The following is a 26,985-nucleotide window of genomic DNA, read 5'->3' as shown; positions in this document are numbered from 1 at the left end:
GTTGCTGCCGTCCCATTGGGCGGCAGCCTGCTGTAACAGGATCAATCAATGAAAATAGTCATCGCGCCGGATTCATTTAAAGAAAGTCTGAGTGCTATGGAAGTTGCGGCTGAGATAGAAGCAGCCTTTAAGCTTCACTTACCCCATGCTGAATATCTGAAAGTCCCGGTTGCCGATGGTGGCGAAGGTACTGTGCAATCAATGGTAGATGCCACTAATGGCAGCATCATTGAGATACAGGTGACTGGTCCGTTAGGAAATAAAGTCAGTGCCCACTACGGTATTCTTGGTCAAACCGCAGATGCACCGCTAACTGCGGTGATTGAAATGGCGGCAGCCTCAGGTCTGCACCATGTCAAAATGGCCGACCGCAATCCACTGTTCACGACGACTTATGGCACCGGTGAACTGATTAATGACGCATTGTCTCGCGGTATTCGTCATATCATTCTGGGGCTAGGCGGTAGTGCAACCAATGACGGTGGAGCAGGCATGGCACAGGCGCTTGGTGTCAGATTATTGGATCAGGCTGGTGAAGAATTGCCGGTTGGCGGTGGCGCATTGTCACAGCTGGCAAGTGTCGACCTGTCACAACTGCAACCGCTGTTGTCAGAATGTACGGTGGAAGTTGCCTGCGATGTTGATAATCCGCTCTGTGGTGAACGCGGCGCGTCAGCGGTATTTGGACCACAGAAAGGCGCGACACCCGAAATGGTACAACTGCTGGATAAGGCACTTGGGCATTATGCAGATGTGCTTGCTCGTAGCGGTTTTGCCGACCTACGTGAACAACCAGGGGCAGGAGCTGCTGGCGGTATGGGCCTCGGAGTGATGGCTTTTCTGGGGGGCAAATTGCGCCCTGGCATTGATATTGTCATGGAAGCTGTGGGACTGGCAGAAAAGCTCATTGGTGCACATCTGGTCATTACCGGTGAAGGGCGTATTGACGGTCAGACTATCTATGGCAAAACCCCAATGGGCGTTTTGCGACTGGCCAAAGCTCAGCAGATCCCAGTGATCGGTATTGCTGGATGTCTTGGTGATGGAGCAGAAAAAGTTCTGGAAAAAGGAATGGACGCCATTTTTGATGTGATCCCGGCGGCCACTGATATCGAACATGCATTGCAGCATGCCCGCCCCAACCTGCACAGAGCCGCCCGAAATATTGCCGCCATGTGGGCATTAGGACAACAAAGTAAAGCTTGATTGTACCTGTCCACTGTCGATGACCTGGAACGTGCTCCGTGCGGTTCCGGGTCATTATCTTCAGCCACGTGATCCAACTCCCACTCTTCAGAACTTGTCGCCATAAACGGCTTGCAGTAAAGTGAGCACCCCAACCAATTTCGCCGAGCCTTAGGCTGGCGTTTGTAAGCTGAGTTCCAAACCATACATGACTGAAAAGCCACGCAAAGCAACTGCCTCCACGCAGAGCATGATGCGCATCTTCACTGTGCCAGAAGCGCCTGAGTCTACCCTCAGCAAAATCGAACATGCATTGTCTGAAGATCTGGCTGGCTTTTTGACGCAGAGCATCGTTGCGCTGGAAAAGCCATTGGGTGAGATTGAAAAGGATTTTCAGGCTTACGACATTCCCATGGAACCGACATTTGTCTCTGATTACACTGAAGAGATGATGCAAAATTTGGTAGCGCACTCAGTGCACACCGCGGCACCGAGTTTTATCGGTCATATGACCTCCGCCATGCCCTATTTTGTGTTGCCACTGTCAAAAGTCATGGTGGGGTTGAACCAGAACTTGGTCAAAATCGAAACCTCAAAAGCGTTTACACCATTGGAACGCCAGGTTCTTGGCATGATGCATCATCTGGTATTCGGAAATGAAGCCTCGTTTTATGACCGCTGGATGCACAGTGCGGACCATTCGCTGGGCGCGTTCTGTTCCGGTGGTACCATTGCCAATATCACGGCATTGTGGATTGCCCGAAATCAGTTGTTAAAAGCCGATGGTGATTTTCCTGGTGTCACCAGTGCCGGATTGATGGCAGCACTACGTCATTATGGCTGGCAGGATTTGGCCATTCTGGTCTCTGAGCGTGGTCACTATTCCTTGGGGAAAGCGGCCGATCTGTTGGGGATTGGGCGGCAAAATATTGTATCGATCCCTACTGATGCCAATAACAAGGTTGATGTTGCGAAGATGCGCGCCGAAGCGGAACGCTTGACGGCTGCCGGCATTCGCGTGATGGCTATTGTAGGTGTTGCTGGCACCACTGAAACCGGTAATATCGACCCACTCCCCCAACTGGCCGATCTAGCAGCGGAATTCCAATGCCACTTTCACGTCGATGGCGCTTGGGGGGGAGCCAGCTTGATGTCATCGAAGTATCGTTATCTATTAGACGGTATTGAACGCGCCGACTCAGTCACGATTGATGCACATAAACAGTTGTATGTACCAATGGGAGCCGGCATGGTGTTATTCCGTGACCCAAAACTGGCACGGGCGATCGTACATCATGCCGAATATATTCTGCGGCGAGGCTCAAAGGATTTAGGATCACAAACACTAGAAGGTTCTCGTCCCGGGATGGCGATGCTGGTGCATGCGTGTCTGAATATTATCGGACATCATGGTTACGAAATTCTTATCAACAATTCACTGGAAAAAGCCCGCTTTTTTGCCGGACTCATCAAAGCAGATCCAGATTTTGAACTGATCAGTGAACCCGAGTTATGTTTGCTCACCTATCGCTATGTGCCACAGCAAGTGCAGCAAGCACTCAGCGCAGCAATCGCGGCCAACGATTGGGAAAAGGTTAATTGTATCAACGGGCTACTGAACGAACTCACGCAGGTTGTACAAAAAACTCAACGCGAACAGGGGATTTCCTTTGTTTCAAGAACGCGTTTGCAACCTGCACGTTATCAGCGACAAACCGTCACCGTATTTCGTGTCGTGCTGGCGAATCCATTAACCACCGAACAAATTCTCAAAGATGTGTTGGCAGAGGAACAATTACTCGCCAGCCAACAACATGGACTACTGATGAAGTTACAGGCCGCCTGTGAATAATCGGATAGGTACGGGCATGGTTTGATAAGCACAAAGCTAAAAAAGTTGAGTACGACATGAGATTGTCGTCCAATTCTGTGGTTATCGTCTTTACCGAAATGGCCTAAATTTCTGATAGATAACCATTGCCAAACGGCACATAATTGCACTGTTACACAGACGCAAAAATTCGCCCATTCTTTGAATGAGCCTAGTGCTAAGAGGTGAATCGCTATGCAATGTAATGTGGGAACAACTGATAAAGTCATTAGGGCCATTATTGGCCTCGCTATTATGGCCGCTGGCTATTATTACCAGTCTTGGTGGGGCATTATCGGCATTATACCGCTGCTTACCGCCGTCTTTGGCTGGTGTCCGCTATACGTGCCATTGGGCATTTCAAGCTGCAAGAAATAATGGCTTATCAGATTAAAACGCCGACATTGAACGTCGGCGTTTTTCATTTCAACTGTATGTTATTGCGGCAAAGAAGCCTGATGCTGTTTTATTAAGACATCCATCCGCAGATTACCTCTTGATTCAGCCGCCTCAAGATTGTCCTGTGGTAACAATGGCTCCACCAACTGGTAATAACATTTAATTTTGGGTTCGGTGCCGGATGGACGGACCACTACCCTACCACCATTCTCCAAATGATAAATCAGCACATCACTAGCAGGGAGATTAATCACCTCCACATGCCCGTCAGCAAAAACTTGCTGATGGGTCTTCAAATCAGCCACAGATAACACTTTCATACCGGCGATCGTTTGCGGCGGATTCTGGCGCAACCCACCGCCAATATCAGGAGTATCAGGCTTAAGTGCAATACTCACTTGCCGATTGAGATAGATTCCGTGTTCACGATAAATCGCTTCCAGTTGCTGCCACAGACTCTTACCTGCTGCAATAACTTCTGCCGTCATCTGCACAAAGGCCAACAAGGCTGATAATCCATCTTTATCCCATACCAAATTGCCAACCGTGTAACCCAGAGCCTCTTCATAAGCGAACAGGAATTGTTGCTTATCGCTCTGCTGTTTCATTCCCACATTGGCTAACCACTTAAATCCGGTAAGGGTGGTATAACATTCACCACCAGCAGCCTTGGCAATTTGCGAAAGTAACGCAGAAGACACAATAGTGGTGCCCACCAACCGTTGGTGCGCTGGTGCCTTCTGTAATAAATAATGGCCTAACAACGCGCCAACTTGATCCCCTGATAACATCTGATAATTATCACCACGACGCACAGCCACGGCGAAACGGTCAGCGTCTGGATCGTTGGCACAAGCGAGTAACGCTTGATACTTGCTTGCTTCTGCGATCACCAGATCCATTGCACCGGCTTCTTCTGGATTAGGAAAATTGACGGTTGGGAAGTGCCCATCAGGTTGTTCCTGTGCAGCGACTGAATACACCCGCGTGAAGCCCGCATCAGCCAATAGCACCTTGGCCATTTCAGCGCCCACACCGTGCATCGCAGTATAAGCAATACCCATATCTTTCTTGCGAGTGCTTGCTTGTAACAATGGCATCGCGCCAACAGCCTTACGATAACTCAGATAAAACGCATCCCCCAGCCATTGCAGCAGCCCTTCTTCTTCAGCATCAACCAATGATTTCACGGGCACTTTGTGAATGGCGGCATCGGTGATACAAGCAGCGATACCCGCGTCGTGCGGCGGAATAATCTGAGCACCATTGCCCCAATACACTTTAAAGCCGTTATATTGCGGCGGGTTGTGACTGGCAGTGACCACCACGCCAGCCGCAGCACCAAAATGTTTAACGCCATAAGCCACCAGAGGTGTTGGACAAACACGGCGGGTAATTCGCACGGTAATTCCCTGAGCAGTCAGCACTGCGGCAGTATCTGTGGCAAATCGCGCCGAATCCAACCGACCATCATAACCAATGATAACTCCGCGACTCTTGGCATCCGGGAGCTGCTGTAGCAAATACTGCCCCAGACCGGCAGCAGTCTGTCGGATCACTAATTGATTCATCCGAGTGGGACCAGCACCAACTTCGCCCCGAAGTCCTGCGGTACCAAAGGCTAAGCGTCCAGCAAAGCGCTTAACCAATTCTTGGTCATCGCGTTGCTGCATTAACTGTTGCAATTCTTCACGCGTCTGGGGATCAGGATCCATTTCCAGCCAGGCATTAAGTTGCATTGCCAATCGACTATCCATTTTCATCCTCTATTTTGGCAACTGAATGGCATTCACCATAGGCAAATTGCCCTTGCTTCTCAAGTCACATTGCCATCATTGGCGAGTTTCTCACCGTCCCAAAAAGAAGCCACCATAAATGGTGGCGGCTAATGTTTTTACGTTGTTTATTGCGCTCAGTGGTGTAACACAAACCAACATTAAGCGATCAAATTAAACCTTCGGCTTTCATGGCACGTTGTACCGCTGGTCGCTCAGCAACTTTGCCACACAATGCCTGCAATGTTGGCCATGGGCTTAAATCAAAGTTCACCAACCGCGCCCACCCCAACACGGTAAACAGGTAAGCATCTGCCGCGGTGTAACTATCACCGGTCAAATAGGGCTTGCCGGCCAATTCAGCGGCAATCCAGTTCAGGCGACGAGTTAACAATGTTTGAGCGGCTGCACGGGCGTCGTCACTCGCGTTAGGATTAAATAAAGAACCCATCGGTTTATGGATTTCGGTGGAGATATATACGAGTAAACTCAACAGTTGGTAACGTGCCTCACCGGCGGCGGGTATAAGTCCGGCCTCAGGTTTCAAATCAGACAGATATTGTGCCAGCACAGAAACCTCTGTCAGTACATGACCATTATCCAGAACTAACGCGGGGACATATCCCTTGCTGTTTATTGCAGAAAAGTCTGCGCCGCTTTTGGTGGTTTTAGTTTTTAGGTCCACCTGTTCCAGCTCGAATGCCAGTCCCAGTTCTTCGAGCAAAATATGCGGTACCAATGAGCAAGCGCCCGGAGTGAAATACAGTTTCATAAAGAGCAATCATCCTTTGTAAGTTAACTGGGTGATATACACCGCGGAGAAGAAACACCAGTCTACTGTTACATTTGTGGCAGACAAGTACTTACTGTGGAGTAAGTATCTGCCTGCGAATAACATTCATCCCATTTAAGCCGTAGCTAATTGCGGACGTTTTGCATAACGATTGGCTAGGATCGCACAGTAAAAAATCTGCAACGGGTGGTACAACATAATCGGCAGCAGTAGCATGCCAAGGCGCGGATCCGCACCAAAAATCACTTTCGCCATGGGGACTCCTGCCGCCAGCGTTTTTTTAGTTCCGCAAAATAGTGCTGCGATCTCATCTTCTACCGGGAAGCCTAAACCTCGGGTCAGTCGCTGTAACAAGTACACCACCAGCAATAGGATAATCACACACAACGCGATTGCAGTCGCCAACATTGGCACCGAGAAATCGTGCCAAATCCCTTGCGTGACCGAATCACAAAAAGCGTTATAGATAATCAGCAAAATCACCAATTTATCAACTTTGCCAGTCAATGACTTATGCCGTTGTACCCAGCCGAGCAGTGTCGGACGCAGTAACTGCCCGGCAATCATCGGTAACAACAACATTTCGGCGATGCTGACAATCGTATGTGTCAGATCCAGAGCACCACCGGCAACCCCCATAAACCATCCCACCAGCAACGGCGTGATAAAAATGCCGATGATATTGGAAAGCGAAGCATTAAATATGGCTCCTGGCACATTACCGTGCGCCACACTAGTCATGGCAACTGATGAAGAGATAGTGCTAGGCAACACTAGCAAATAACAAAATCCCAGGGCCAAGGCCGCAGGCAATAACAGATTGAACAACCAAGCAAAACAAAGCCATAACAGCGGATATAACACAAAGGTGGTGCTTTGGGTCAGCAGGTGCAAACGCCAGTTGCCTAGTCCGGCGCGGATCGCCGCAGGCGACAAACCAACCCCGTGTAAAAAAAAGATAATCCCGATACCAATACCGGTAATTTTATCCAGATGCATCACGCCACCAGAATGGCCAGGCCCGGGAAACAATGCGGCCAAAGCGATAGCCAATACCATGCCTAACAGGAACCACTCTTTTTTCAAGGTTTTTACTAACGATGTATACAGTGCCATTTTCTCTTCCATTAATACGGTGCGTATATTTACACATTGGCAATGTGCCGATAATTGCCCTAGAGTAATCCTCAGGAATTTTCCGACTAACGGCAAAAACCAAAAAAATGTCGAAAATAAGACAAAAGCGATTGATCCCGTCATTGACTGCCCTACCGCGACCGGTTTATGCGCGGGCAGAATCCTGGAGCGAAAATGGTAGCCAGACAGATTGGCATTGCCATCCTTGGGGTCAGCTGTCTTACGCATTGTCGGGTATCTTAATCGTCAACACCCGCCGTGGCCGCTATGTAGCGCCACCGCAATATGCCATCTGGTTGCCGCCCCAAGAACAACATGAAGTGGTATCTGGTGGTGCCGCAGTGATGCGCAGTCTATATGTGGATTCGTCGCAACTACTCCACCCCCGTTGGCAACAGCCTTTGGTATGCGAAATTACACCACTGATGCGAGAACTGATTATCCGGTTCAGCGCTAATCCAGCAGAATATCTGGCAGATACCCCCGCTGCACGTCTGGCTCAAGTGCTGCTGGATCAACTGGCTGAGCTGCCATCCGCGCCACTGCAACTACCCATGCCACAAGATCGACGACTCCAGCGCTTATGCCAGCAATTACAGCAAACAGATGACAATGTACCGCTGGCACAACTTGCCCTGTCACAGGGATTAAGTGACCGCAGTATCAGCCGGTTATTTAAAGAAGAAACCGGCATGACCTTCCGCCAGTGGCGCCGCTCATTACGCTTATTCAAAGGGCTGGAAGCTCTGCGTGATGGCACATCAGTCACCACGGTCGCCCTCGATTGCGGCTATGATTCAGTCTCAGCCTTTGTGGCCGCTTTTCGCGAACAATTTGGCAAAACACCAGGACAATATTTCAAAACCTGAAGCGTCTCAACGCACTAATGGTGACCGAGCGCGCCAATTTTTGCGCCAGCACTCTTTTCGCGTTGAATCTTATGTGCTTCTATAACCGCATCACTGTTAACGGACCAACGAAATGAAAGATGAAACGATTGCCATCCACTATGGCTACCAGACTGACCCCACCACCAAATCTGTTGCCGTGCCGATTTTTCAAACGGTAGCGTATGAATTTGATAACGCCCAGCATGGTGCTGATCTGTTCAATCTGGCAGTTCCCGGCAATATCTACACACGATTGATGAATCCAACAAACGACGTGCTGGAAAAACGTCTGGCGGCACTCGAAGGGGGTGTCGGTGCCCTGGTCGTCAGTGCCGGTGCCGCGGCAATTAACTACGCCATCCTCACATTGGCACAGGCAGGCGATAACATCGTCTCTACGCCGCAACTATATGGTGGTACCTATACGTTATTTGCCCACATGCTGCCGAGCCTTGGCATTCAGGTGAAATTTGCCAAAGATGATAAGCCAGAAAGTCTCGCGGCACTGATCGACGATAAAACGAAAGCGGTCTATTGCGAATCTATCGGCAATCCGGCAGGAAATATTGCCGATCTGGAAAACATCGCCAAATTGGCCCACGCGCAAGGCGTACCGGTAATTGTCGATAACACGGTTGCCAGTCCGGTGTTATGCAAACCCATTAATTTTGGCGCCGATATCGTGGTGCATTCCATCACCAAATATGTTGGCGGTCATGGGACGTCGCTTGGTGGTGTCATTATCGACTCAGGCAAATTCCCTTGGGCGGAACACAAAGAACGGTTCCCGGTATTTAATCAACCAGAACCCTCTTATCATGGTGTTGTCTATGCAGAAGCCTTTGGACCTGCCGCCTTTATCGGTAGAGCGCGTACAGTGCCACTGCGTAACACCGGCTCAACACTGTCGCCAATGAACGCATTCCTGTTGTTGCAAGGACTGGAAACCTTGCCGCTACGTATGGAACGTCATTGCTACAACGCAGCCAAAGTTGCCGAATTCCTCAAGGCGCATGACTTAGTCAGTTGGGTAAGTTACGCAGGACTGGAAGAATCCCCCTACTATGCACTGGCGCAGAAATATATGAACGGCACACCTTCTGCGATTCTGTCTTTTGGTCTGAAAGGCGGCTATGAAGCTGGCGTACGTTTTTATGATGCACTGAAGATGATTAAACGCTTGGTAAACATTGGTGATGCCAAGACCCTGGCATGCCATCCAGCGTCAACCACCCATCGTCAGATGGAGCCTCATGAACAGCTGCAAGCTGGCGTAAAACCGGAGATGATCCGCTTGTCCATCGGTATTGAACATATTGATGACATCATCGCCGACCTGGATCAGGCGTTGAAGGCTTAATGTCACTACGGGGCAGTTGCTATGCTGCCCCTGTTCAGGAACGTTTATGCATCCCGACAAAGTCGAACGTGACCAAGTTCACCAGCTGACTGACTTGCCGAATATTGGCAAAGCGATGGCGAAAGATCTTGAGCAACTGGGGATCTCTACCCCCAAACAGCTGTGTGGACGAGATCCATATAAGTTGTATCTGGCTCTGTGCGACTTGACGGGGCAACGTCAAGATCCCTGCGTATTAGATGTATTTATTTCAATTACTCGGTTTGCCGACGGTGAACCGCCAAAAGCCTGGTGGCATTACACTGCCGAGCGCAAAACTCGCTACCGTTTATAATGTCGGACGGTCGTTTTCCTCAGCTTAAGTATTAGTCAGTGTAGCGATAATCTGAGGCATCCGCTGTTTCATATTTTCAACAAACTGCCTTAACTTTGCCGGATAAAAGTACGCGCCGAAATGAATGCGGATTTTTAAACACATCCCCTGCACGTATGCACAGACCGTTGTTGACGCCTTCAATTTTGCAGCATAGATCTCATTTTCAATTTTGCATAATTAGCCGAACTTCACATTCTGATATCAGCAAAATCTAATCAGCTTTTTTTTTGACCAATACCGCAATTTCTATGTTCTCGTCCGGGTATTTTTAACATCCGGGCGTGATTAAATCGCCTTGAAATCTCCCCAGCAAAGCAGATCCGTCATGCGGCACAGGGTGTCACTTTGGCAGATCGTAAGGAAATCATCACATGAAAACAGCGGTTTTGGTTATAGACGTACAGCGCGCTTTTTTCGAGCAGGAACCTCTGCCATATAGAGCCTCCGCGACTGTCAACAACATTAACTCAGTAACTGAATGGGCAAGAGCACAACGCTATCCGGTTGTCTATGTTCAACACCAACGACCAGGGTTGGAACCCGGCAGTGACGGCTGGCATTTGCAGCTGGATTTGTTAGTTCGTCATGGTGATCAGTTTGTACAGAAGAGCACCCCAGATGCCTTCCAAAACACTATTTTGAAACCATTACTGGATCAGCATGGTATCGAGCACCTGATCATCTGTGGCTTCGCCACTGAATTCTGTGTAGATACGACTGTGCGCCGTGCCGCGGCCCTGGGATATTCCGTAGATTTGGTTGCAGATGCTCACACCACTATGGACAAGGCCCATGCCGATGCCGCATGCATTCGCCACCACCATAACTGCACGCTGCCCGCAATTACCAGTTTCGGCCCGACTATCCGCGCGATACCAACTGCGCAGTTAACTGCCACCGAAACCGTTGCGGCAACCCTGGCGCTTTAATTGCCCGCTGCTGAAGCGATCAGTGACTGCCCATAAAAAACCGTGGTGATTGGCCACGGTTTTTTGTTGCTGACGAGTATGGTTAGTTTGGGATGATGTTTCTCACCTGAAAATCAAACCAGCTAGCTCGACCATTAGGTGCGGTGGACTTAACCTGCACCTGCTGAAATCCATGCAGTGTCACTGGCACCCAACTCTTATTTTCGGCATCGATGGCAATATTATTCGCATCGTACCAGGTAAAGCGATACTGCAAATTCTGATCATATGACGTATGGCTTTGCAAGGTTGCATAGCCATTAAGCTGACCGCCGCCCGGATACGCTTGTATACCTTCAACACTGAGCTTGCGCCCCATGCTGCCATTGTCAACCCGATTAACGCCTTGAGAATTCGCATAAATTCCAGCGGTATTGGTCACACAAGCCCCAAGAGTGAATAATGCCATTATCGCTAGCACAGCCGTTTTCATCATAGATACTCCTTCATCAATCGATCAGAAAATGCGCTCTCGCCGTAGCAATCAACTGTTTGCGATTTGTTTGCCAGCAATTGATATGCACATTGGCGACACGCCGCCCTTGCCGAGTGATATAGCATTCAGCATAAGTGTCCTTGTAGTAACCAGCGCGCAGGTAATCGATAGAGAAATCCACCACCTTAGGCACTTTACTCGTTTGCATAAATACCATCAGTTGGATGATCGCCGACATCTCCATAAACCCAGCCATCACCCCGCCATGTAACGCAGGCAGCACCGGATTACCGATATTGTCTTCTTTGGCTGGTAAGCAAAATACCAACTCATCACCGAAGCGGTTGACCTCCATACCAATAAAACGGGCATAGGGCACGTGCTCCAGCAGATAGCTAAAATCATTGGTCTCGGCGACTTTAGCGACCAGAGATTTAACATCACTTATCTGAGTTTTGTTGTCGCTCATGCGTGCTACTCATCTCCCATTAACGCTTGCCTAAATGCGTCACCGATCATCTCTGGGCTTATCCGCATAAAGCTCCCCACGGCATGCGCAAGTGGATCATCAATGCTGTCCTGATAGGCAATACCGCGAGTAAAGGCCACCGTGGATGACAATCGATAACACTCGGCAAATCCATATATGGGTTTATGTGGTTGTGCCGGTTTCATATAGTCAACACGAAGATCCAGCGTCGGTGAGATTTCCAGTGAATCAAATTTCTGCTTAATCGCACATACAACCGCACAGCCACTGGCGGTATCCATCAGGGTGGTGATCACGCCGCCATGCAATACGCCGGTATCAGGATAACCAATCAGCTTTTCATTGTATGGCAATTCCAACAACACATGATGTTCGCTAGCTTCATGCACCTGCAATCCCAGACGGCGACACTGAGCTAACTGGTTAACAAACCGGGTTGCCAACCCGGTCATTGGGAAAAATTCGGGATTGGTCTTCATTTATCGCTCTTGCTACTGCTTTTGCGACTCAGCATCGGCCCCAAAGGTTCGCCACCTAACAGGTGCATATGAACATGGAACACTTCCTGACCACCATCTTCATTGCAATTGACGATTAACCGATACCCGTCTTTGGCAATCCCGGCTTCTGCAGCCAGCTTGGCCGCCACGGTAAACATCCTGCCCAATGCCTGCTCATCAGAGGACTTAACATCATTAACCGTTGGGATTACATGGTTAGGTACAATCAACAGGTGGGTTGGTGCCTTGGGCGTGATATCCCTGAAGGCTGTTACCAAATGGTCCTGATATACAATATCTGCTGCAATCTCGCGCCGTACAATTTTACTGAATAGGGTTTCTTCGGCCATAGTCCACTCTCCGGTGTATTACTCTCAACGCCTTAATATCACAGTTTTTTGTCTATTTAGCCATTATAACCGAAGCAATCACAGATGGAGCGCTCAAACCATCATGCCGTGTCGAATTTGCTGTAAACCGGCAGCAACAGCCTTCAGGTTGACCATCACGCTGGCAGCATGATGGCACGGCATAAAATCGTCGAAAATTGTTATCTGTGATTGCTGTCAACAGTCATTTTTGGCAGCATGATCGTCATCTTAAGCTCACCAAACTTTCTCGTCCCATGATCCGTTATCAGATTACCGCTATCGATCCGGTGGCTCATCTGTTTGAAGTTGCATTGCGCATCGATAAACCCGCCCCAGTACAACAACTGTGGCTGCCCGCCTGGCTACCCGGTAGTTATATGGTGCGCGACTTTGCAAAAAATCTCATTGATATTCGCGCCTTCGATGAAATCAATCGACCACTAGCGTTGCAGCAATTAGATAAGCAGCGCTGGCAGGTTGCATCAACTGCCGAAGTTCTGCATCTGCGTTACCGTGTCTATGCCTGGGACTTATCCGTGCGAACAGCACATTTGGACCAGACCCACGGTTTTTTCAATGGCAGTAGCGTATTTCTGGCAGTATCAGGCCGCGAACAACATGCTCACGATGTCGAAATTCTACCGCCGAAAGGCATTGCCGGATGGCAACTCGCGACCATGTTGCCGCGCATGAGCGGCGAGGACTGGCAGTTTGGCCGTTTTCGTGCCAAGGATTATGACGAGCTTATCGATCACCCGGTGGAGATGGGCACTTTTACCGTAGGAACCTTCGAAGCGTGCGGCGTGCGCCATGACGTGATTCTCACCGGCCGCCATCAATGCTGTATGCCGCGATTGCTGACCGATTTAACGGCGATCTGTGAAAGTCAGATCCAGCTTTTTGGTACGCCAGCACCATTCGAACGTTACCTGTTCATGACACAAGTATTGAAAGATGGTTTTGGTGGACTGGAACACAGCGCCTCAACCGCCCTGCACTGCTCTCGCCATGAGCTGCCAACGTCACTGGATGCACCGCTGGATAAAGACTATCGCAACTATCTGACGCTGTGCAGCCATGAGTATTTTCATAGCTGGAACGTCAAGCGCATCAAACCCGCCGCATTTATGCCCTATCAACTGGAGTCAGAAAGCTACACCAGCCAGTTGTGGGCCTATGAGGGCATTACCTCCTACTACGATGACTTGATGACCTATCGCAGCGGCCGTGTAGACAAACAAGGCTATCTGGAGCTACTGAGTCAGACATTTACCCGCGTTTACCGCGGCAATGGTCGCTTACTGCAAAGTCTCACTGATTCCAGTTTTAATGCGTGGACCAAGTTCTACAAGCAGGATGAAAACGCCGTTAATGCCATCGTCAGTTACTACACCAAAGGCGCGCTATTTGCCCTGTTCCTTGATTTGACGTTGAGATTAGAGACAAACGGTAAAAAATCTCTGGATGACCTGATGCGTGCACTCTGGCAGCGTTTTGGTCAAAAAGCCGTTGGCACCGATGATGATAGCCATCAACAGCTCTACGGTGAGTTGCTCGGCCGTGATGCCAGTGCTGAATTTGCCTGGCTCAGCAAGGTTGACGATCTGCCACTGGCAGAACTTTTAGCTAAATTTGGCGTTGAGCTAAAATTACGTGCCAGTAGCGGCAACAGCGATCAAGGTGGCGGCGATGCTGACGGACTCGCTATCGGCTTTGGCGCTAAGTATAAAGCGGAAGGCTTGGGGATTCGTATTACCAGCGTCAGCAATGGCTCTCCGGCGCACAAAGCAGGACTCAGTGCCAAAGACCTGTTGATTGCCGCCGATGGACTGCAAGTCGGAGCGCAGTTCGAGCAAGCACTGCAACGATATGCAGCAGGCGCAGCCATTACTCTGCATTGGTTCCGTGACGATGTGTTGATGAGTGGTGAGTTACCCATCGAGGTTGCCGCCAAAGACACAGTGTCACTTATCCTGAAAGATGAACAGCAAGCCAAAGCGTGGCTAGACTAAACCTTTTAGCATGCGGATTAGAAAAGAGTGGTGCCAACCGCTCTTTTCTTCGTTTGAATGCAGCGGCAAAATCCTCGCGATAAAGCAAACAAGTGAGTTAACACCCTCTGCGATTTGTAAACATCATCGACGCTTTAGCAACTTAAGCCATGAGATCTGTATATCTGCTTCGCAAATGTCACAGATTGCTTTACTATGCGCCACCCAGTCGAGTTTCATTAAAATGAAAAGGCCAATATGTCTGCCAATGCACTCTATACCGACCTTTCGGGCTATTACGATTTGATGTGTGTCGATATCGACTATCAAGCCCAAAGCCACTGCATCCGCAGACTTCACCAGATATTTGGCAATGGTGGCAATACACATCTCGATTTAGCCTGTGGCACCGGCCCACATGTGCGTCATTTCATCGATTTTGGTTATCAAAGTCGTGGACTGGATATCAATCAGCCCATGCTCGATATCGCGGCCTCTCGTTGTCCAGAAGCAGATTTTATCCTGCAAGATATGAGCAGTTTTGAGGTAGATGAACCACTGGATTTGATCACCTGTTTTCTTTATTCCATTCATTACAACGGCGGCATCACCAAACTGCAAGAATGTATTGCCCACGTTTACCACGCACTAAAGCCAGGCGGCACTTTCTGCTTTAATGTGGTAGCAAAAGATAAAATAAACAATGCCTTATTCGTCAGACATAGCGCCACGCAAGACGATGATTTATTTTCCTTTCGGTCCAGTTGGTATTATAGCGGTGAAGGCGAAATGCAATCACTAAAACTCAGCATTGAAAAAACCAATGCCACCGAAACCCAAATATGGCATGACGAACATCCCATGGTCGCGTTCAGTTTTGCAGACTTAATCGCACTGTTACAGCCTTACTTTGAAGTGCATATGTTTGAACACGACTACAACAAAATCATCCCTTGGGACCAGCAATCCGGCAATGCCATTGTGACTTGCGTGAAGCTTTAACACTCTCACAAAACAACACATTAATCCGGCACTGCTGAAATGGCGTCTCATTTGCGTTGTTAGACTCGTAACCACATGAAATTAAAATACAATTCATGTGGAATTGCCGTATTGTACGGATTCACTTTTTCCGTTTTGCGGTTAAAGTGACAATCGCTACCCCCGCTAACACCAATATTGCAGCCAGAGAACTTATCAACCTTATCGGTTCATCAAGAATAAGCACGCCGAGTATCGCGCTAATTATTGGCACTGACAGTTGCACCGAACCGGCGCTAATGGTGGCGATGCGGACCTTCACCCAATACCAGACTGCATAACCTAAACCTGATGCTAAACCACCCGATATAATCGCGTATCCCGCGCCAAGCTGGTCTAATTGTATTTGCGAATGAAATAGCAGCAGCATTATCAGTGACATGGGCACAGCGATAAGAAAACTACTTGCGGTGTTGATGATAGGAGCATCATCCGATTTTCCAATGATAGAAAAGCAGCCCCAAGCCATACCGGATATCGCCATCATCACCGCTGCGCCATAAGGTGGCGCCGAAGCGCTGGGTAACAAGAATAAGACCAATCCCCCCAGAGCCACGATCAATCCAATGAGACTAGCGCGCTCGCCTTTCACAAAACCATAGGAAATCATCGTCAACTGCGCCGCCGCAAACAGTATCAATGCTCCAGCCCCGGTACTTATTTCACGATATGCCAAAGCAAACGCCGCCGCATATGTAAAAAGAAAAACCGCAGAGAAGCTGGTAGTTAACGAAATAACCGGTCGGCGACGCTGCATTATCAATATGAAACTCAGCACTATTGCCCCGCTGATGATGCGGATGACGGTATAAGATACCGCGTCAATGGCGGTAGTTTGAAAAGCCAGACGCGCAAGTAACGAATTGGCCGCAAACGCAAACATAGTCAAACACGTCAGCAAGACGACAAAGACAACCACCTGCTTGGGGCCTTGCTGAACGGCAAAGCTTAACTTTTCGGGCAAGTTCTGACCTCACGCAATAATGATTAGTTAAATGGCTTAATGAAAAAATAATAGTTCATTCATCGTGAGACAAAGTCATTGCGTCGAGACAGTTATCGCCGTCACTGACGCGCATGATTAAGGGAGCGGCTCAAATCCGATAGCGATCCAATGACGATTATCGGAACATTCGCGACAACACATATTTAAGTCCATTCCGGTAACGTTTTATGCCCTTCCATTACTCTGCAAACATTCAGAGATTAGGCATATAAATATCAGCTTATAAATACCCAAAGGAAACTGGATAACTAACAACTGGCGACAATCTGTCATATTGCCGCCATGGGTTAGCGTCTTGGTCAAGCAGGTTTGATGTTCTGATTCATCCTGAACAGGTTGTGCGGATCAAATTGCTTCTTGATCGCTTGCAGTCGCGCATAGGTTGGACCATAAGCCGATTCAGTACGATCGGATTCGTCCTGTGTCAGGAAGTTAACGTAAGCACCACCACTGGCAAACGGTTTGGTCTTGGCAAAAAATTCACGCGCCCATGCAATACAATGCTGGTCGTCTTCAGCCAAATCCCATCGTCCATGCACATTCATCACGTAGTTGGCATCCCGACTTGAATAGGCCATCGCCTCGGGCGTTGGGCGACTGGTCGCACAACCAATTGAGGCAATAAAGATCTCGCACTGCGCGGAAGGTAACGTCGCGGCATATTCAATCGCAGCATCAATTACCCCATCACTGAGTTGGGTAAAATTATGCGATTTCCAGTAGTTTCTGGCCCCAGGGGTAAGCAACGGATCAAAGGCTTGTTGCCATGCGCTGAATGGTTGTACACCTACGTGCTCGCCAAGGACAGTGCCAAACTGCCGTAAAGGTGCGATGAGTTTCTCACCTTCGGCAGGATCACCTGCATAACATAAAGCAAGCGCAATCATCTCTTTGCCGTGCACCGCCTCCGGTAAGAAAGGTAAAGGCGGTGCTTTTCGGGCTACCATCCAGACGCTCAGTTCTTCCGGTGCCGTCTCGGTAAAGCGCGCAAATTGCGTGATAACAGATTTTGCTTGCTCGAACGGGAAAACAATCAAGCCACTGAGAACATCCGGACCAACTGGATGCAGCTGAAACTCAAACTGCGTGACAATGCCGAAATTACCGCCGCCGCCACGTAAGCCCCAAAACAAATCTGCATTTTCAGTCTCACTTGCATGTAACTGACGACCATCGGCGGTAACAACCTCCGCCGACAGCAGATTGTCGACAGTCATGCCATATTTTCGGCTTAACCACCCAAATCCTCCGCCCAGGGTCAAGCCGGCAATGCCAGTGGTCGAGTTGATGCCCACAGGCATTGCTAAACCGTACTTTTGGGTCGCCGCATCGACGTCAGCCAGGGTACAACCGGGTTCAACCTTAGCGCGTTGTGTTTGCGGATCCACCTTGACCTGATTCAACAGCGACAGGTCAATCATGATGCCGTCATCGCAAATGGCATTACCCGCAATATTGTGTCCGCCACCGCGAACAGCTATCAACAACCCATTTTCACGTGCGAAATTTACCGCTTCAACAACATCAGCAGCTGACTTGCAACGGGCTATGATGCCGGGTTTACGGTCGATCATGGCATTCCAAATCTTGCGAACTTCTTCATAGGTGGGGTCATTTGGCAAAATAACGTCGCCGTGGAATTGCTTTTTGAAATCGTCGATGACGGCTTTTTGTAAGCTTTTCATACGATTGTCCTCTCATGCTTTACATGAGCACTGACGAACATGGAATCGTATTAATTCGAACGGCGTTCAGCATACTCATAGTAAAACTTTAAAGATGAATAGTTCTTACTACGAAACTAGAACTGTTGGCATTTTTAGCGTAGCAGAAACTCACTCGGGGACATGCCGTATGTAAGTGTTCCGATCAGTCAGGGAGATGAGCCATGGCTCGACGAGGAGGTGACAAAAAAAAGGTAATGGTCAGATCGGCGTTGTTGCCGAGTCCGACTGCCTCCGCTTGTTAAGTGCATTGCTTCGCATATAGTTCCTTTGCTTTTGGCAACCGCTTTAAAATGGCCTGATACCTTGGGCCTTTTCTAACGTCAGCCATACCATCAGAGCCTCTTTTTGAATAAAAAGCCTCAACCTTTTCAATATACTGTTCACAGTAAAAGATTTCCTGTTGGTAATTTTTTTCTTTCCTAGAAAGAATGGCAACGCGCTCGAAATAGTAAGGTGCTGGAACCAACCCTGCTTTATCCATTGTTTTTAGTTCAGCGTCGCAGCAACGTTTCATGATCTCAATGTCATGCTTATTGTCTTCTGCCAGCTCCCAAGTTTGCTTACCATCGACCAAATTTGCTCCGCCCGTAACCTCGGCAATTAACTCTCCGCTAGTTTTCGGAGAGCTACATTTTTCCTTCTGGATCGAGGGCTGCATTTTCTTAAATAAGAAACTTAGAAAACTCACCTGAACTCCTTATGCACTTAACGCCACGCGTAACCCGCGCATATTTTGTGAGCAGAGCGAACGAGATGTTCGTCGGTGTTAACGCGATTGTTAGGCATTAATTCACTCCAACGGCAGCAGCAAACCGTTTTCCAAGCTCTGTTCGATATATGATTCCTCGTGTGTATTCCACTTTTCGTTCGTCATTGTTGAGAGAATCGCAAAGGCGTTTATATTCTGGGCGACTTTCCACCCAAGAGTAATGGGATGGCTCAGTCAAGAATTTATCGTACTCGACTTTGACGAGTCCAAGTCTAATCCAGTTGTCGACCATTGCTGCTAGTTTGGAATCTTCGACAGGCTGTCCGGTACTGGTGATCTTTAGGTTTAACAAATGACGTAGCTGTATTTCTTGCCCCTTACCATTTTTTAACTCAGTGTGAATTTCAACTATTGGTATTGGCGCTTCGGACTTCAGGGTGCCCTGCACCAGCCTTGCATCTTCGGAATCGAGCTGTTTTATTATCTCCACGAAGGCTGGATGAGCAATATCTGCTTTTCGTCCATCCATTGACGTAGCGAGGAGGTTTAGAAACATTTCTTTCAGGTTCGCCTCATCATGAGTAAACGCGAGGCCTTGGAGTGTTGGCCCTGCCACTGAGGCCTTAGGTTGAACGATGTGTTCTTCTGGAATGTTTTTGGCCTTATCGGTTAAGTCTTGTTGAAATTGCGATGAGAAATATTTCCGAGCCTTGTCAAATGCGAAGTTTATTGCAGCAAGTGGCAATAACGCGTTGTTTATTGTTTTCGTAAGAGTTACAGCGGTTTTACCGAGATTGCCAGCAGCTTCTTTTACGCTGGGATCATCTCCAGCAGCCTTGATAATCTCAGCAACAACAGATACTCCTTCTTTTGCAGTTTTGATAGGATCTTCTTCTGGCACGGAGCTCTCCTTTTTTGCCTAACAGTTTATTAGTGCGCATGCGCGTTTATCTCATTAGACCAGTAAAAACGCGCATTGTTAACTAATTGTATTGCAAAGAAGTTATCACCTTGTCTGCAAATACACTATCCGGCAAAACGCGCATGCGCGTTTTCCAAACCTATTATCTAATCCATGAAATTTATAGATATATGATTTTAAATATATTTATTTTGACTGAAATGTGAAAACGCGCACGAAGTTAGGATAAAAATCGTCATGATTTGGATATGACTGTACCCCTGTCCAGCTTTTAGGCATCGCAAGGAATTGCAACATTTGAGTTATATAGATGAAAATTTCTAGGTTAGAAAGTCTGCTTTTGACTGCTTCACTGGCAACACCAATTCCCCTCGGCGCGGCGAAGGAGCGTTGGGCAGACATTGAGCAATCGAGACAGGATGTCGAAGAAGCCGCGCCGAGGAATGGATTCCGAGTTGGCGGCGATTTGCGAAAATGGCAAACCAGAAGCGCCGTAGCGTTTCGCGACGTCGGGGCGTCCTCGGGGTTCCAAGGGGTAAGGGACGAGCATTACCCCTTGGCTCTGGTGTGGAACGAGCAGTTCCACGACGTTAGCGAGCGACAGCTTGCAATCACGCAGTGATAAATCTTGATCGCAGTGGGTGCGCGAAAGCTCACGACGTTAGCAAGCGACAGCTTGCAATGGCTGAAAGCCATAAATCTCTGCAAGCGGATGCTTGCAAGGCGCAGCCTTCAATCACATCAGCAACGCTAAAACCAACCCCAAAATCACCAACGCCTGAACCCCACAAACCACCTTAAAAAACCGCAACGGATCACGTTGCAGTAACGGCACAAACTGCCCTGCGACCACAACCCTTGCTGGCGTTGACAGCTCATGAAAAAACTCATGGGTATCGGTTTGGCGCTCTGCTGGATCAATACTGAGCGCACGGCGCACCGCGGCGTCCATCCACGATGGCACTTCTGTTGCGAGTTCAGTAATAGGTTGGTACTTAAGCGCGGCAAAATCCTTAGCAGTGCGACACGCTGCGAGTTTGCCATAAAACGGCAGTTTGCCGGTGAGCATCTCAAAGGTGATAACGGCAAGCGAGAATAGATCGCTTTGTAAATTGCCAGAGTGCCCCAGCAGCAACTCGGGCGCAGAATAGTCAGCAGTACCGAGAATATGGTCACGTTCGATTGGTGAAGCAATTTCAGCCAGACCGCGGACATAGCAGGAACCAAAATCCAGCAACTTGATACGCTTATCGTGAGTCACCATGACATTGCCGGGCTTTAGATCGCGGTGCACCATCTCGCGTCGATGCAAGGCTCGCAGTCCGGCCTCCATCTGCGACACTAAATGCAAGGTAGTTTCCGGGTCACATTTTTTAGCTGCAAGCCAACGGTCGAGCGGCTGGCCATTTAAATATTCAGTCAGGTAATACAGTGCAGATTTGGGTTTCTCATGGTCCACCAATGCCACCACATTTCGATGGCGAATGCGGCTGCCAATCCAGCTTTCCTGCATAAAACGTTCAATGTATGCGGCATCATCCAAGTAGTTCACTGATGGGGTCTTCATACACGCAAGTTTGCCTTGTGCATCTTCTACCAGATACACCTGACTGCGCTCGCTTTCATGCAGTATTTGCCGCACCCGATAACCATCCAGTTTCTGTCCTATGGCCATGGGCGGTGGAAACGGTTTGCTGGAAAGACTTAAATACAGGTCGTTTTTATCCATAGAAGGCAATGACGTTACCTGCAGATATTGGCAGCTGAGGTTGTCATCGCTTTCAGCGGCTAATGCCAGTTGCACCAACGAACGACACAGATGTCCACAATCTTCCTCGTCTTGTCGCGGATGTTGTCGCAGATGTTCGGCAATCATCTTGTCCGGCACATGCCCATAAATGCCATCGGTCATCAGCAACAAACCATCGCCAACCTGCAGCGGTAAACAGCGGTAATCGATTTCTAATTTGGGATCTAATCCCAGCGCTCGAGTAAGAAAGACCCCGCCGCCTTTCCCGCCCTTGCTACACGCATGATCACGCGTAAGTTGACTAAGTTCGCCCTCACGCCATAGATAAATTCTTGCATCGCCCACATGCAACAGATGCAGACTGCAAGATTTGACTATGGCCGCGCTAAAAGTACAGACATAACCGCGGCTGGCCTCACGGAAATCGCGGCCAAGGCCTAGTAACCATTGGTTGATAGCAGCTAGCACCCGCTGGCTGGATGTCTGTACCGACCAACTCTGCGGCGTTGAATAGTAATCGGAGAGAAAACTGCTTACGGCGGCGCGGGCAGCTTGCTGCCCGGCCTCTGCGGCACTCACACCATCACAAATAACTGCGGCTACGCCCTTGCTGTGTAAAAGCTCATCCTGCGGAATACGAATACCGATAGCATCTTCGTTTCGCGGTTTCACTCCTGCGCTCGAACATTGTCCAGTCCATAGTTGCAACCCACTGGTGACAGGCAACCCCGGCTCAATGAGCAAGTTGTCAGCGGCATCGCGCGTCGTTGTCGGGCATTGTGCAGTTAAGGACGTAGCAGCATTTACCATGGAAGTTCCTTATGCCGAGATTAACCCACGCTTATCAGCGTCACTTCACCATTTTCGTCCACTTCCGCCATATGGCCTTTAGGTTCGCGCATCAGAAACAGACAACCTAGTCCAAACAGCGCTGACACGGCAATGGTGTAGAAGAAGGCTTGTACTGACACCAGAGAATATACGGTCAAAAAGAATACCGCACCGACATTACCATAGGCACCCGTCATCCCGGCAATTTGTCCAGTCAAACGACGTTTGATCAGTGGCACCGCGGCAAATACGGCACCTTCACCGGCTTGTACGAAGAATGAGCATGCCATGACGGCCACCACTGCTAACGGCAGATTCCAGCTGCTATCAATATGAGCCACGGTGAAGTAACCTGCGGCCAGACCTGCGGTCAGGATCAACAACGTCGATTTACGGCCGAAACGGTCAGAGATCCAGCCACCACCGGGACGCGACATCAGGTTCATAAAAGCATATGAAGACGCCACCATCCCCGCTTGAGCCAAACCTAAGCTGAAGGTTTCCGCGAAGAACATTGGCAGCATAGAGACCACCGCCAGTTCTGAACCGAAGGTCGAGAAATATAACACATTCAAAACCGCCACTTGCTTGAACTGATAACGTTCAAACTCGGGGACTTCTTTTTCAAACACATGACGGTTTACCTGCCAAGTTTTGTAGAAGTCGATCATTAACAGCACCGCCAGCACCACAATCACGGTCGTCACCATCGTTGGTGTGAGCATTTTTACGCCAGCAGGTGACAGTTTCCAACACAATAGCCCCAGCGTGGCATACATCGGCACTTTCATCACCAGCAGCAGCCAGAAATCGCCTTTGCTGGTCACTTCCATGGCACCGGATTTCTTTGGTTTGAAGTACGTCGAGCCTTTCGGGGTATCGCTCGCGCCAAAGTAGTAAATCACACCGATGACAATGCTCATCACACCCGTAAGTGCAATTGCGGCACGCCAGCCGTAGGGTTCTCCGATAGCTAATGCCAATACTGGCAAGCTGAACGCGGCCGCGGCGGAACCGAAGTTACCCCAACCGCCGTAGATGCCTTCCGCAGTACCAAGCTCTTTGGCCGGAAACCATTCGCTAATCATGCGAATACCGACCACGAAACCAGCACCGATAAAACCCAACAAGAAACGGGCAATCGCTAACTGAGTAAAGCTGTCAGCAAAGGCGAACAGGAAACAGGGTGCCGAACAGATGATCAGCAATGCTGAGTAAACTTTTCGAGGACCAAATTTGTCAGTGACCATGCCAATTACCACCCGCGCTGGAATAGTCAGCGCCACGTTCAAAATCAGCAGGGTTTTCACTTGTTCTTTAGTCAGTCCCAAACTTTCACTGATCAGGCTCATCAGGGGCGCGGCGTTAAACCACACCACGAACGATACAAAGAACGCCATCCAACTTAAGTGCATGATTTTCATCTTGCCCTTGAAAGAAAACAGATTAAATTTTTCCTGACTCATGATTATGCTCCCGCCAGCCAGACGCCGGTCTCATCAATACGAATATCCACTTTTGTTGCCTTCAGCTGTGGTTCTTCCAGACACTCACCCGTGGTGAGACGGTAATGTTGCTTGTACAGCGGTGAACAGACGTATAACTCACCGGCTAATTCACAGATCTGGCCGCGCGCCAGCAGGCTAACGCCACTGGCCGGATCACGGTTATCCAGCGCATACACGCCTTGTTGTCCCAGATTAAAAATCGCCACTGCTCGCCCGGCTGCCCAGGCGGCGATACCCTTCCCTACCGGCAATGCGGAGGGATCACACACTTTTTCCCAGCTCATAGGGTTTCCTCCTCAGTTGCTGGTGCTACATTGATGACGGGAATGCGTTGCCCCCGCACCCGTTGGTACTGCAAAACAGCGCGCTCTGGCGCAGCCTGCGGATTGATAAACTCACTGAAGCGCGCACGCAATTCAGGGGTTTCCACACTGGTTTTCCACTCGCATTGGTAGTTGTCGACCACGGTTTGCATCTGACTTAACAGCTCATCACCGATGCAGAGGGAATCTTGCAGAATCACTTGTTTGAGGTAATCAAGACCGCCGTCCAGGCTTTCAAGCCACACCGAGGTGCGTTGCAGCTTGTCGGCGGTGCGGACATAGAACATCAACACTTTGTCGATCAGATCCACCAGCTCGGCATCGTTCAAATCACTGGCAAATAGGTCTGCATGGCGCGGTTTCATGCCGCCGTTGCCGCAAACATAGAGGTTCCAGCCTTTGTCAGTGGCGATTACGCCGATATCTTTGCCCTGCGCTTCAGCGCATTCGCGGGTACAGCCGGAAACGGCCATCTTCAATTTGTGAGGTGAGCGCAAGCCCTTGTAGCGATTCTCCAGCTCAATCGCCATGCCGACTGAATTTTGTACGCCGTAGCGACACCAGGTATTGCCGACACAAGATTTCACGGTGCGCAGCGATTTACCGTAGGCGTGACCGGTTTCAAAACCAGCGGCGATAAGTTCCTCCCAAATTTCTGGCAGTTCAGATAACTTGGCGCCGAACAGGTCGATACGCTGACCGCCGGTGATTTTGGTGTAGAGATCGTAACGTTTGGCGACTTCGCCGATGGCGATCAGTTTGTCTGGCGTGATTTCGCCGCCGGCGATGCGTGGCACCACCGAGTAAGTGCCATCTTTTTGCAGGTTGCCGAGGAAGGCATCGTTGGTGTCTTGCAGTTGATCACGGCTCTCTGACAACACATGACCGTTGTAGAGCGAGGCAAAAATTGACGCAGCGGCAGGCTGACAGGTGTTACAACCCACACCGTGAACATGCGATTTACCGTATTTGGCCAGCAAGGTGGCGAAGTCTTTAATGCCTTCCACTTGGCACAGGTGGAACAGCTCCTGACGGCTGTACTCGAAGTGGCTGCACAGCGCTTTGCTCACTTCAACACCTTGCGCCGCTAAGCCTTCGTTGATCACCTTCTGCACACTGGCAGAGCAACCGCCGCAGCCAGACGCCGCTTTGGTACAACGCTTGATATCGCCAAGCGACGCCGCACCATCAGCCACGGCCTTGAGAATGCTGCCACGGCTCACCTGATGGCAGGAGCAGATCAAATCGTTATTGGATTTTGGCAAGGCTGGCGCATCACCAGACAGCAACAAGGCGGCTGCGCTACCTTCAATCTTGTGGCCGCTGAGATAGAGGTTCAGCAGCGTGCCGTAATCACTGGTATCGCCGACCAGCAGCGCGCCGGTGATCAAGTTACCTGCATCATTGAGCCACAGCTTTTTGTAGATGCCCGCTGGCTCGTCCATCAGCTCAACATAGCGCGTGTCGTCGCTGCCACGGCTATTGCCGATCGCTGCCACATCGACGCCCATCAATTTGAGCTTGGTGCTCATATCGGCACCTAAGAAGTCACCGCTGTGTTGCTCGGCGATGTCAAGGGAATGAGCGATGTGCCCCAAGGCGATTTTCGCCATTTGGTAGCCAGGCGCGACTAAGCCAAAGATACGATCTTGCCAACTGGCGCATTCGCCGATGGCGTAAACATCAGCAACAGTAGTTTGGCAGAAGTTATCGACGGCGTAACCGCCGCGAGCACCTTTCTCCAGCGCACAGGTTTCAGCCAGATTGTCGTAGGGACGAATACCGGCTGAGAATACCAACATGTCGGTGTCGAGCAGTTCACCGTCAGCAAACTTGAGGCGCAGACGCCCCGTTTCACCGTCGACAATCTCTTGCGTGACTTTGCTGGTATGGATTTCCACGCCAAGTGCGGCGATTTTGTCTTTCAACAGTGCGCCTGCTTTGGCATCGAGCTGCACCGGCATCAACTGCGGGGCGAATTCCACCACATGGGTTTTCAAACCGAGCAGTTTCAGCGCATTAGCCGCTTCCAAGCCGAGCAAGCCACCACCAATGACCACGCCAGTTTTGGCATTTTTTGCAGCGGCTTCAATCGCCAGTAAGTCATCAGTAGTGCGATACACCATGCAGCCATCGCGCTCGCGGCCATTAATCGGCGGGACAAAACCGTAGGAGCCTGTGGCTAACACCAGCTTGTCGTAACTTTCACGGGTGCCGTCAGCCAGCAGCAACTGTTTAGCCTCGCTGTCGATGCCGACCACAGTGGCACCGAGTTTCAAACTCACGCCCCACTCGGCATATTGCTCAGCGGTAGTCATCGCTAAATCATCTAGTGCGGCACCATTAAAATAAGATGACAACTGCACGCGATCATACGCCACACGTTTTTCTGCGCCGATCACCAACACCTCTAGCTGTTGTTGCAGGCGTTGTTCACACAACTGTTCAACGAAGCTGTGACCAACCATCCCATTGCCGACTATGACCAGTTTTGGTTTTGTGTTTGACATGTAACCCCCGTGCTCTCGCTTGGTATTTCGAAAACTGTAAAAATAAATGGCGCCACCTCCTCAGCGGGAGAGTGGCGCCATTGCCATATTTAATTAACTGATTTTATTAATAATGCT

General features: G+C 49.6%; 24 protein-coding genes. 9 read left to right on the top strand and 15 right to left on the bottom strand.

Annotated elements, in window-relative coordinates:
* The first annotated feature begins 48 nt into the window (after positions 1–48).
* The 3 genes from PY479_RS08625 (at position 49) to PY479_RS08615 (ending at position 3,433) form a co-directional block, all read left to right on the top strand.
* Entirely contained in the window at positions 49–1,206 is a 1,158-nt protein-coding gene (locus PY479_RS08625) for a glycerate kinase (RefSeq protein WP_212596123.1), read from the top strand.
* A 187-nt stretch (positions 1,207–1,393) separates the two neighbouring features.
* Complete coding sequence (gene panP, locus PY479_RS08620; RefSeq protein ID WP_275483499.1) at positions 1,394–3,037, top strand: pyridoxal-dependent aspartate 1-decarboxylase PanP; 1,644 nt, start codon at positions 1,394–1,396, stop codon at positions 3,035–3,037.
* 213 nt (positions 3,038–3,250) lie between these two features.
* Positions 3,251–3,433, top strand: a complete 183-nt coding sequence (locus PY479_RS08615; protein WP_212596121.1) for a DUF2892 domain-containing protein — start codon at positions 3,251–3,253, stop codon at positions 3,431–3,433.
* A gap of 59 nt (positions 3,434–3,492) precedes the next feature.
* Here the strand turns inward: PY479_RS08615 and PY479_RS08610 are convergent, their stop codons facing one another.
* The 3 genes from PY479_RS08610 to PY479_RS08600 form a co-directional block, all read right to left on the bottom strand.
* Positions 3,493–5,211 (bottom strand): phospho-sugar mutase, encoded by a 1,719-nt coding sequence (locus PY479_RS08610; RefSeq protein WP_275483498.1) that lies wholly within the window; start codon positions 5,209–5,211, stop codon positions 3,493–3,495.
* 187 nt (positions 5,212–5,398) lie between these two features.
* Positions 5,399–6,001 carry a glutathione transferase GstA gene (gstA, locus tag PY479_RS08605; protein WP_212596119.1) on the bottom strand — a complete coding sequence of 201 codons (603 nt, stop codon included), beginning with the start codon at positions 5,999–6,001 and terminating at the stop codon, positions 5,399–5,401.
* A 135-nt stretch (positions 6,002–6,136) separates the two neighbouring features.
* Positions 6,137–7,138 (bottom strand): bile acid:sodium symporter family protein, encoded by a 1,002-nt coding sequence (locus PY479_RS08600; protein WP_275483497.1) that lies wholly within the window; start codon positions 7,136–7,138, stop codon positions 6,137–6,139.
* 107 nt (positions 7,139–7,245) lie between these two features.
* Here PY479_RS08600 and PY479_RS08595 point away from each other — a divergent pair, with 107 nt between their 5' ends.
* The 4 genes from PY479_RS08595 to PY479_RS08580 all read left to right on the top strand — a co-directional run bounded on the left by PY479_RS08595 (position 7,246) and on the right by PY479_RS08580 (position 10,714).
* Positions 7,246–8,028 carry a helix-turn-helix transcriptional regulator gene (locus PY479_RS08595; RefSeq protein ID WP_212596117.1) on the top strand — a complete coding sequence of 261 codons (783 nt, stop codon included), beginning with the start codon at positions 7,246–7,248 and terminating at the stop codon, positions 8,026–8,028.
* Between the two features lie 112 nt (positions 8,029–8,140).
* Complete coding sequence (locus tag PY479_RS08590) at positions 8,141–9,409, top strand: O-acetylhomoserine aminocarboxypropyltransferase/cysteine synthase (RefSeq protein ID WP_212596116.1); 1,269 nt, start codon at positions 8,141–8,143, stop codon at positions 9,407–9,409.
* 46 nt (positions 9,410–9,455) lie between these two features.
* Entirely contained in the window at positions 9,456–9,743 is a 288-nt protein-coding gene (locus PY479_RS08585; RefSeq protein WP_275483496.1) for a helix-hairpin-helix domain-containing protein, read from the top strand.
* 413 nt (positions 9,744–10,156) lie between these two features.
* Positions 10,157–10,714, top strand: a complete 558-nt coding sequence (locus PY479_RS08580) for an isochorismatase family protein (protein WP_212596114.1) — start codon at positions 10,157–10,159, stop codon at positions 10,712–10,714.
* A gap of 82 nt (positions 10,715–10,796) precedes the next feature.
* Here the strand turns inward: PY479_RS08580 and PY479_RS08575 are convergent, their stop codons facing one another.
* From PY479_RS08575 to hinT, 4 genes are read right to left on the bottom strand one after another with little or no spacing between them, the layout of a single operon-like run.
* Positions 10,797–11,189 (bottom strand): DUF1425 domain-containing protein, encoded by a 393-nt coding sequence (locus tag PY479_RS08575; RefSeq protein ID WP_212596113.1) that lies wholly within the window; start codon positions 11,187–11,189, stop codon positions 10,797–10,799.
* A gap of 13 nt (positions 11,190–11,202) precedes the next feature.
* Entirely contained in the window at positions 11,203–11,658 is a 456-nt protein-coding gene (locus PY479_RS08570) for a PaaI family thioesterase (protein WP_212596112.1), read from the bottom strand.
* Positions 11,659–11,663: 5 nt separating this feature from the next.
* Complete coding sequence (locus tag PY479_RS08565) at positions 11,664–12,158, bottom strand: PaaI family thioesterase (RefSeq protein ID WP_212596111.1); 495 nt, start codon at positions 12,156–12,158, stop codon at positions 11,664–11,666.
* Positions 12,155–12,529, bottom strand: coding sequence for a purine nucleoside phosphoramidase (gene hinT / locus PY479_RS08560; RefSeq protein WP_275483495.1), 375 nt, complete (start codon positions 12,527–12,529; stop codon positions 12,155–12,157). Before hinT ends, PY479_RS08565 begins: the two co-directional genes overlap by 4 nt.
* Before the next feature lie 275 nt (positions 12,530–12,804).
* Here hinT and PY479_RS08555 point away from each other — a divergent pair, with 275 nt between their 5' ends.
* Together PY479_RS08555 and PY479_RS08550 are read left to right on the top strand one after the other, a co-directional pair.
* Positions 12,805–14,562 carry a PDZ domain-containing protein gene (locus PY479_RS08555; protein ID WP_212596551.1) on the top strand — a complete coding sequence of 586 codons (1,758 nt, stop codon included), beginning with the start codon at positions 12,805–12,807 and terminating at the stop codon, positions 14,560–14,562.
* A 237-nt stretch (positions 14,563–14,799) separates the two neighbouring features.
* Positions 14,800–15,543, top strand: coding sequence for a class I SAM-dependent methyltransferase (locus PY479_RS08550; RefSeq protein ID WP_275483494.1), 744 nt, complete (start codon positions 14,800–14,802; stop codon positions 15,541–15,543).
* A 121-nt stretch (positions 15,544–15,664) separates the two neighbouring features.
* On the opposite strand, the gene PY479_RS08545 is transcribed toward PY479_RS08550, so the two are convergent.
* The 8 genes from PY479_RS08545 to nirB form a co-directional block, all read right to left on the bottom strand.
* On the bottom strand, positions 15,665–16,546 hold the full coding sequence (locus PY479_RS08545) for a DMT family transporter (RefSeq protein ID WP_275483493.1): 882 nt from the start codon (positions 16,544–16,546) through the stop codon (positions 15,665–15,667).
* Between the two features lie 341 nt (positions 16,547–16,887).
* Positions 16,888–18,273, bottom strand: coding sequence for an FAD-binding oxidoreductase (locus tag PY479_RS08540; protein ID WP_275483492.1), 1,386 nt, complete (start codon positions 18,271–18,273; stop codon positions 16,888–16,890).
* 280 nt (positions 18,274–18,553) lie between these two features.
* Positions 18,554–19,003, bottom strand: coding sequence for a hypothetical protein (locus PY479_RS08535; protein ID WP_275483491.1), 450 nt, complete (start codon positions 19,001–19,003; stop codon positions 18,554–18,556).
* Positions 19,004–19,100: 97 nt separating this feature from the next.
* Positions 19,101–19,925 (bottom strand): DUF4393 domain-containing protein, encoded by an 825-nt coding sequence (locus PY479_RS08530; RefSeq protein WP_275483490.1) that lies wholly within the window; start codon positions 19,923–19,925, stop codon positions 19,101–19,103.
* 757 nt (positions 19,926–20,682) lie between these two features.
* Complete coding sequence (locus PY479_RS08525; RefSeq protein WP_275483489.1) at positions 20,683–22,506, bottom strand: bifunctional protein-serine/threonine kinase/phosphatase; 1,824 nt, start codon at positions 22,504–22,506, stop codon at positions 20,683–20,685.
* A gap of 20 nt (positions 22,507–22,526) precedes the next feature.
* Positions 22,527–23,993, bottom strand: coding sequence for a NarK family nitrate/nitrite MFS transporter (locus PY479_RS08520; RefSeq protein WP_275483488.1), 1,467 nt, complete (start codon positions 23,991–23,993; stop codon positions 22,527–22,529).
* 2 nt (positions 23,994–23,995) lie between these two features.
* Positions 23,996–24,319, bottom strand: coding sequence for a nitrite reductase small subunit NirD (gene nirD, locus PY479_RS08515; RefSeq protein ID WP_275483487.1), 324 nt, complete (start codon positions 24,317–24,319; stop codon positions 23,996–23,998).
* Entirely contained in the window at positions 24,316–26,868 is a 2,553-nt protein-coding gene (gene nirB, locus PY479_RS08510) for a nitrite reductase large subunit NirB (protein ID WP_275483486.1), read from the bottom strand. The genes nirD and nirB overlap by 4 nt, the downstream gene beginning before the upstream one ends.
* Between the last annotated feature and the right edge of the window lie 117 nt (positions 26,869–26,985).

The sequence above is a fragment of the Shewanella sp. A32 genome, from assembly GCF_029167175.1.
In the GTDB taxonomy this organism is placed as follows: Bacteria; Pseudomonadota; Gammaproteobacteria; order Enterobacterales; family Shewanellaceae; genus Shewanella; species Shewanella yunxiaonensis.
This window is presented reverse-complemented; position numbering and strand designations above follow the sequence as displayed.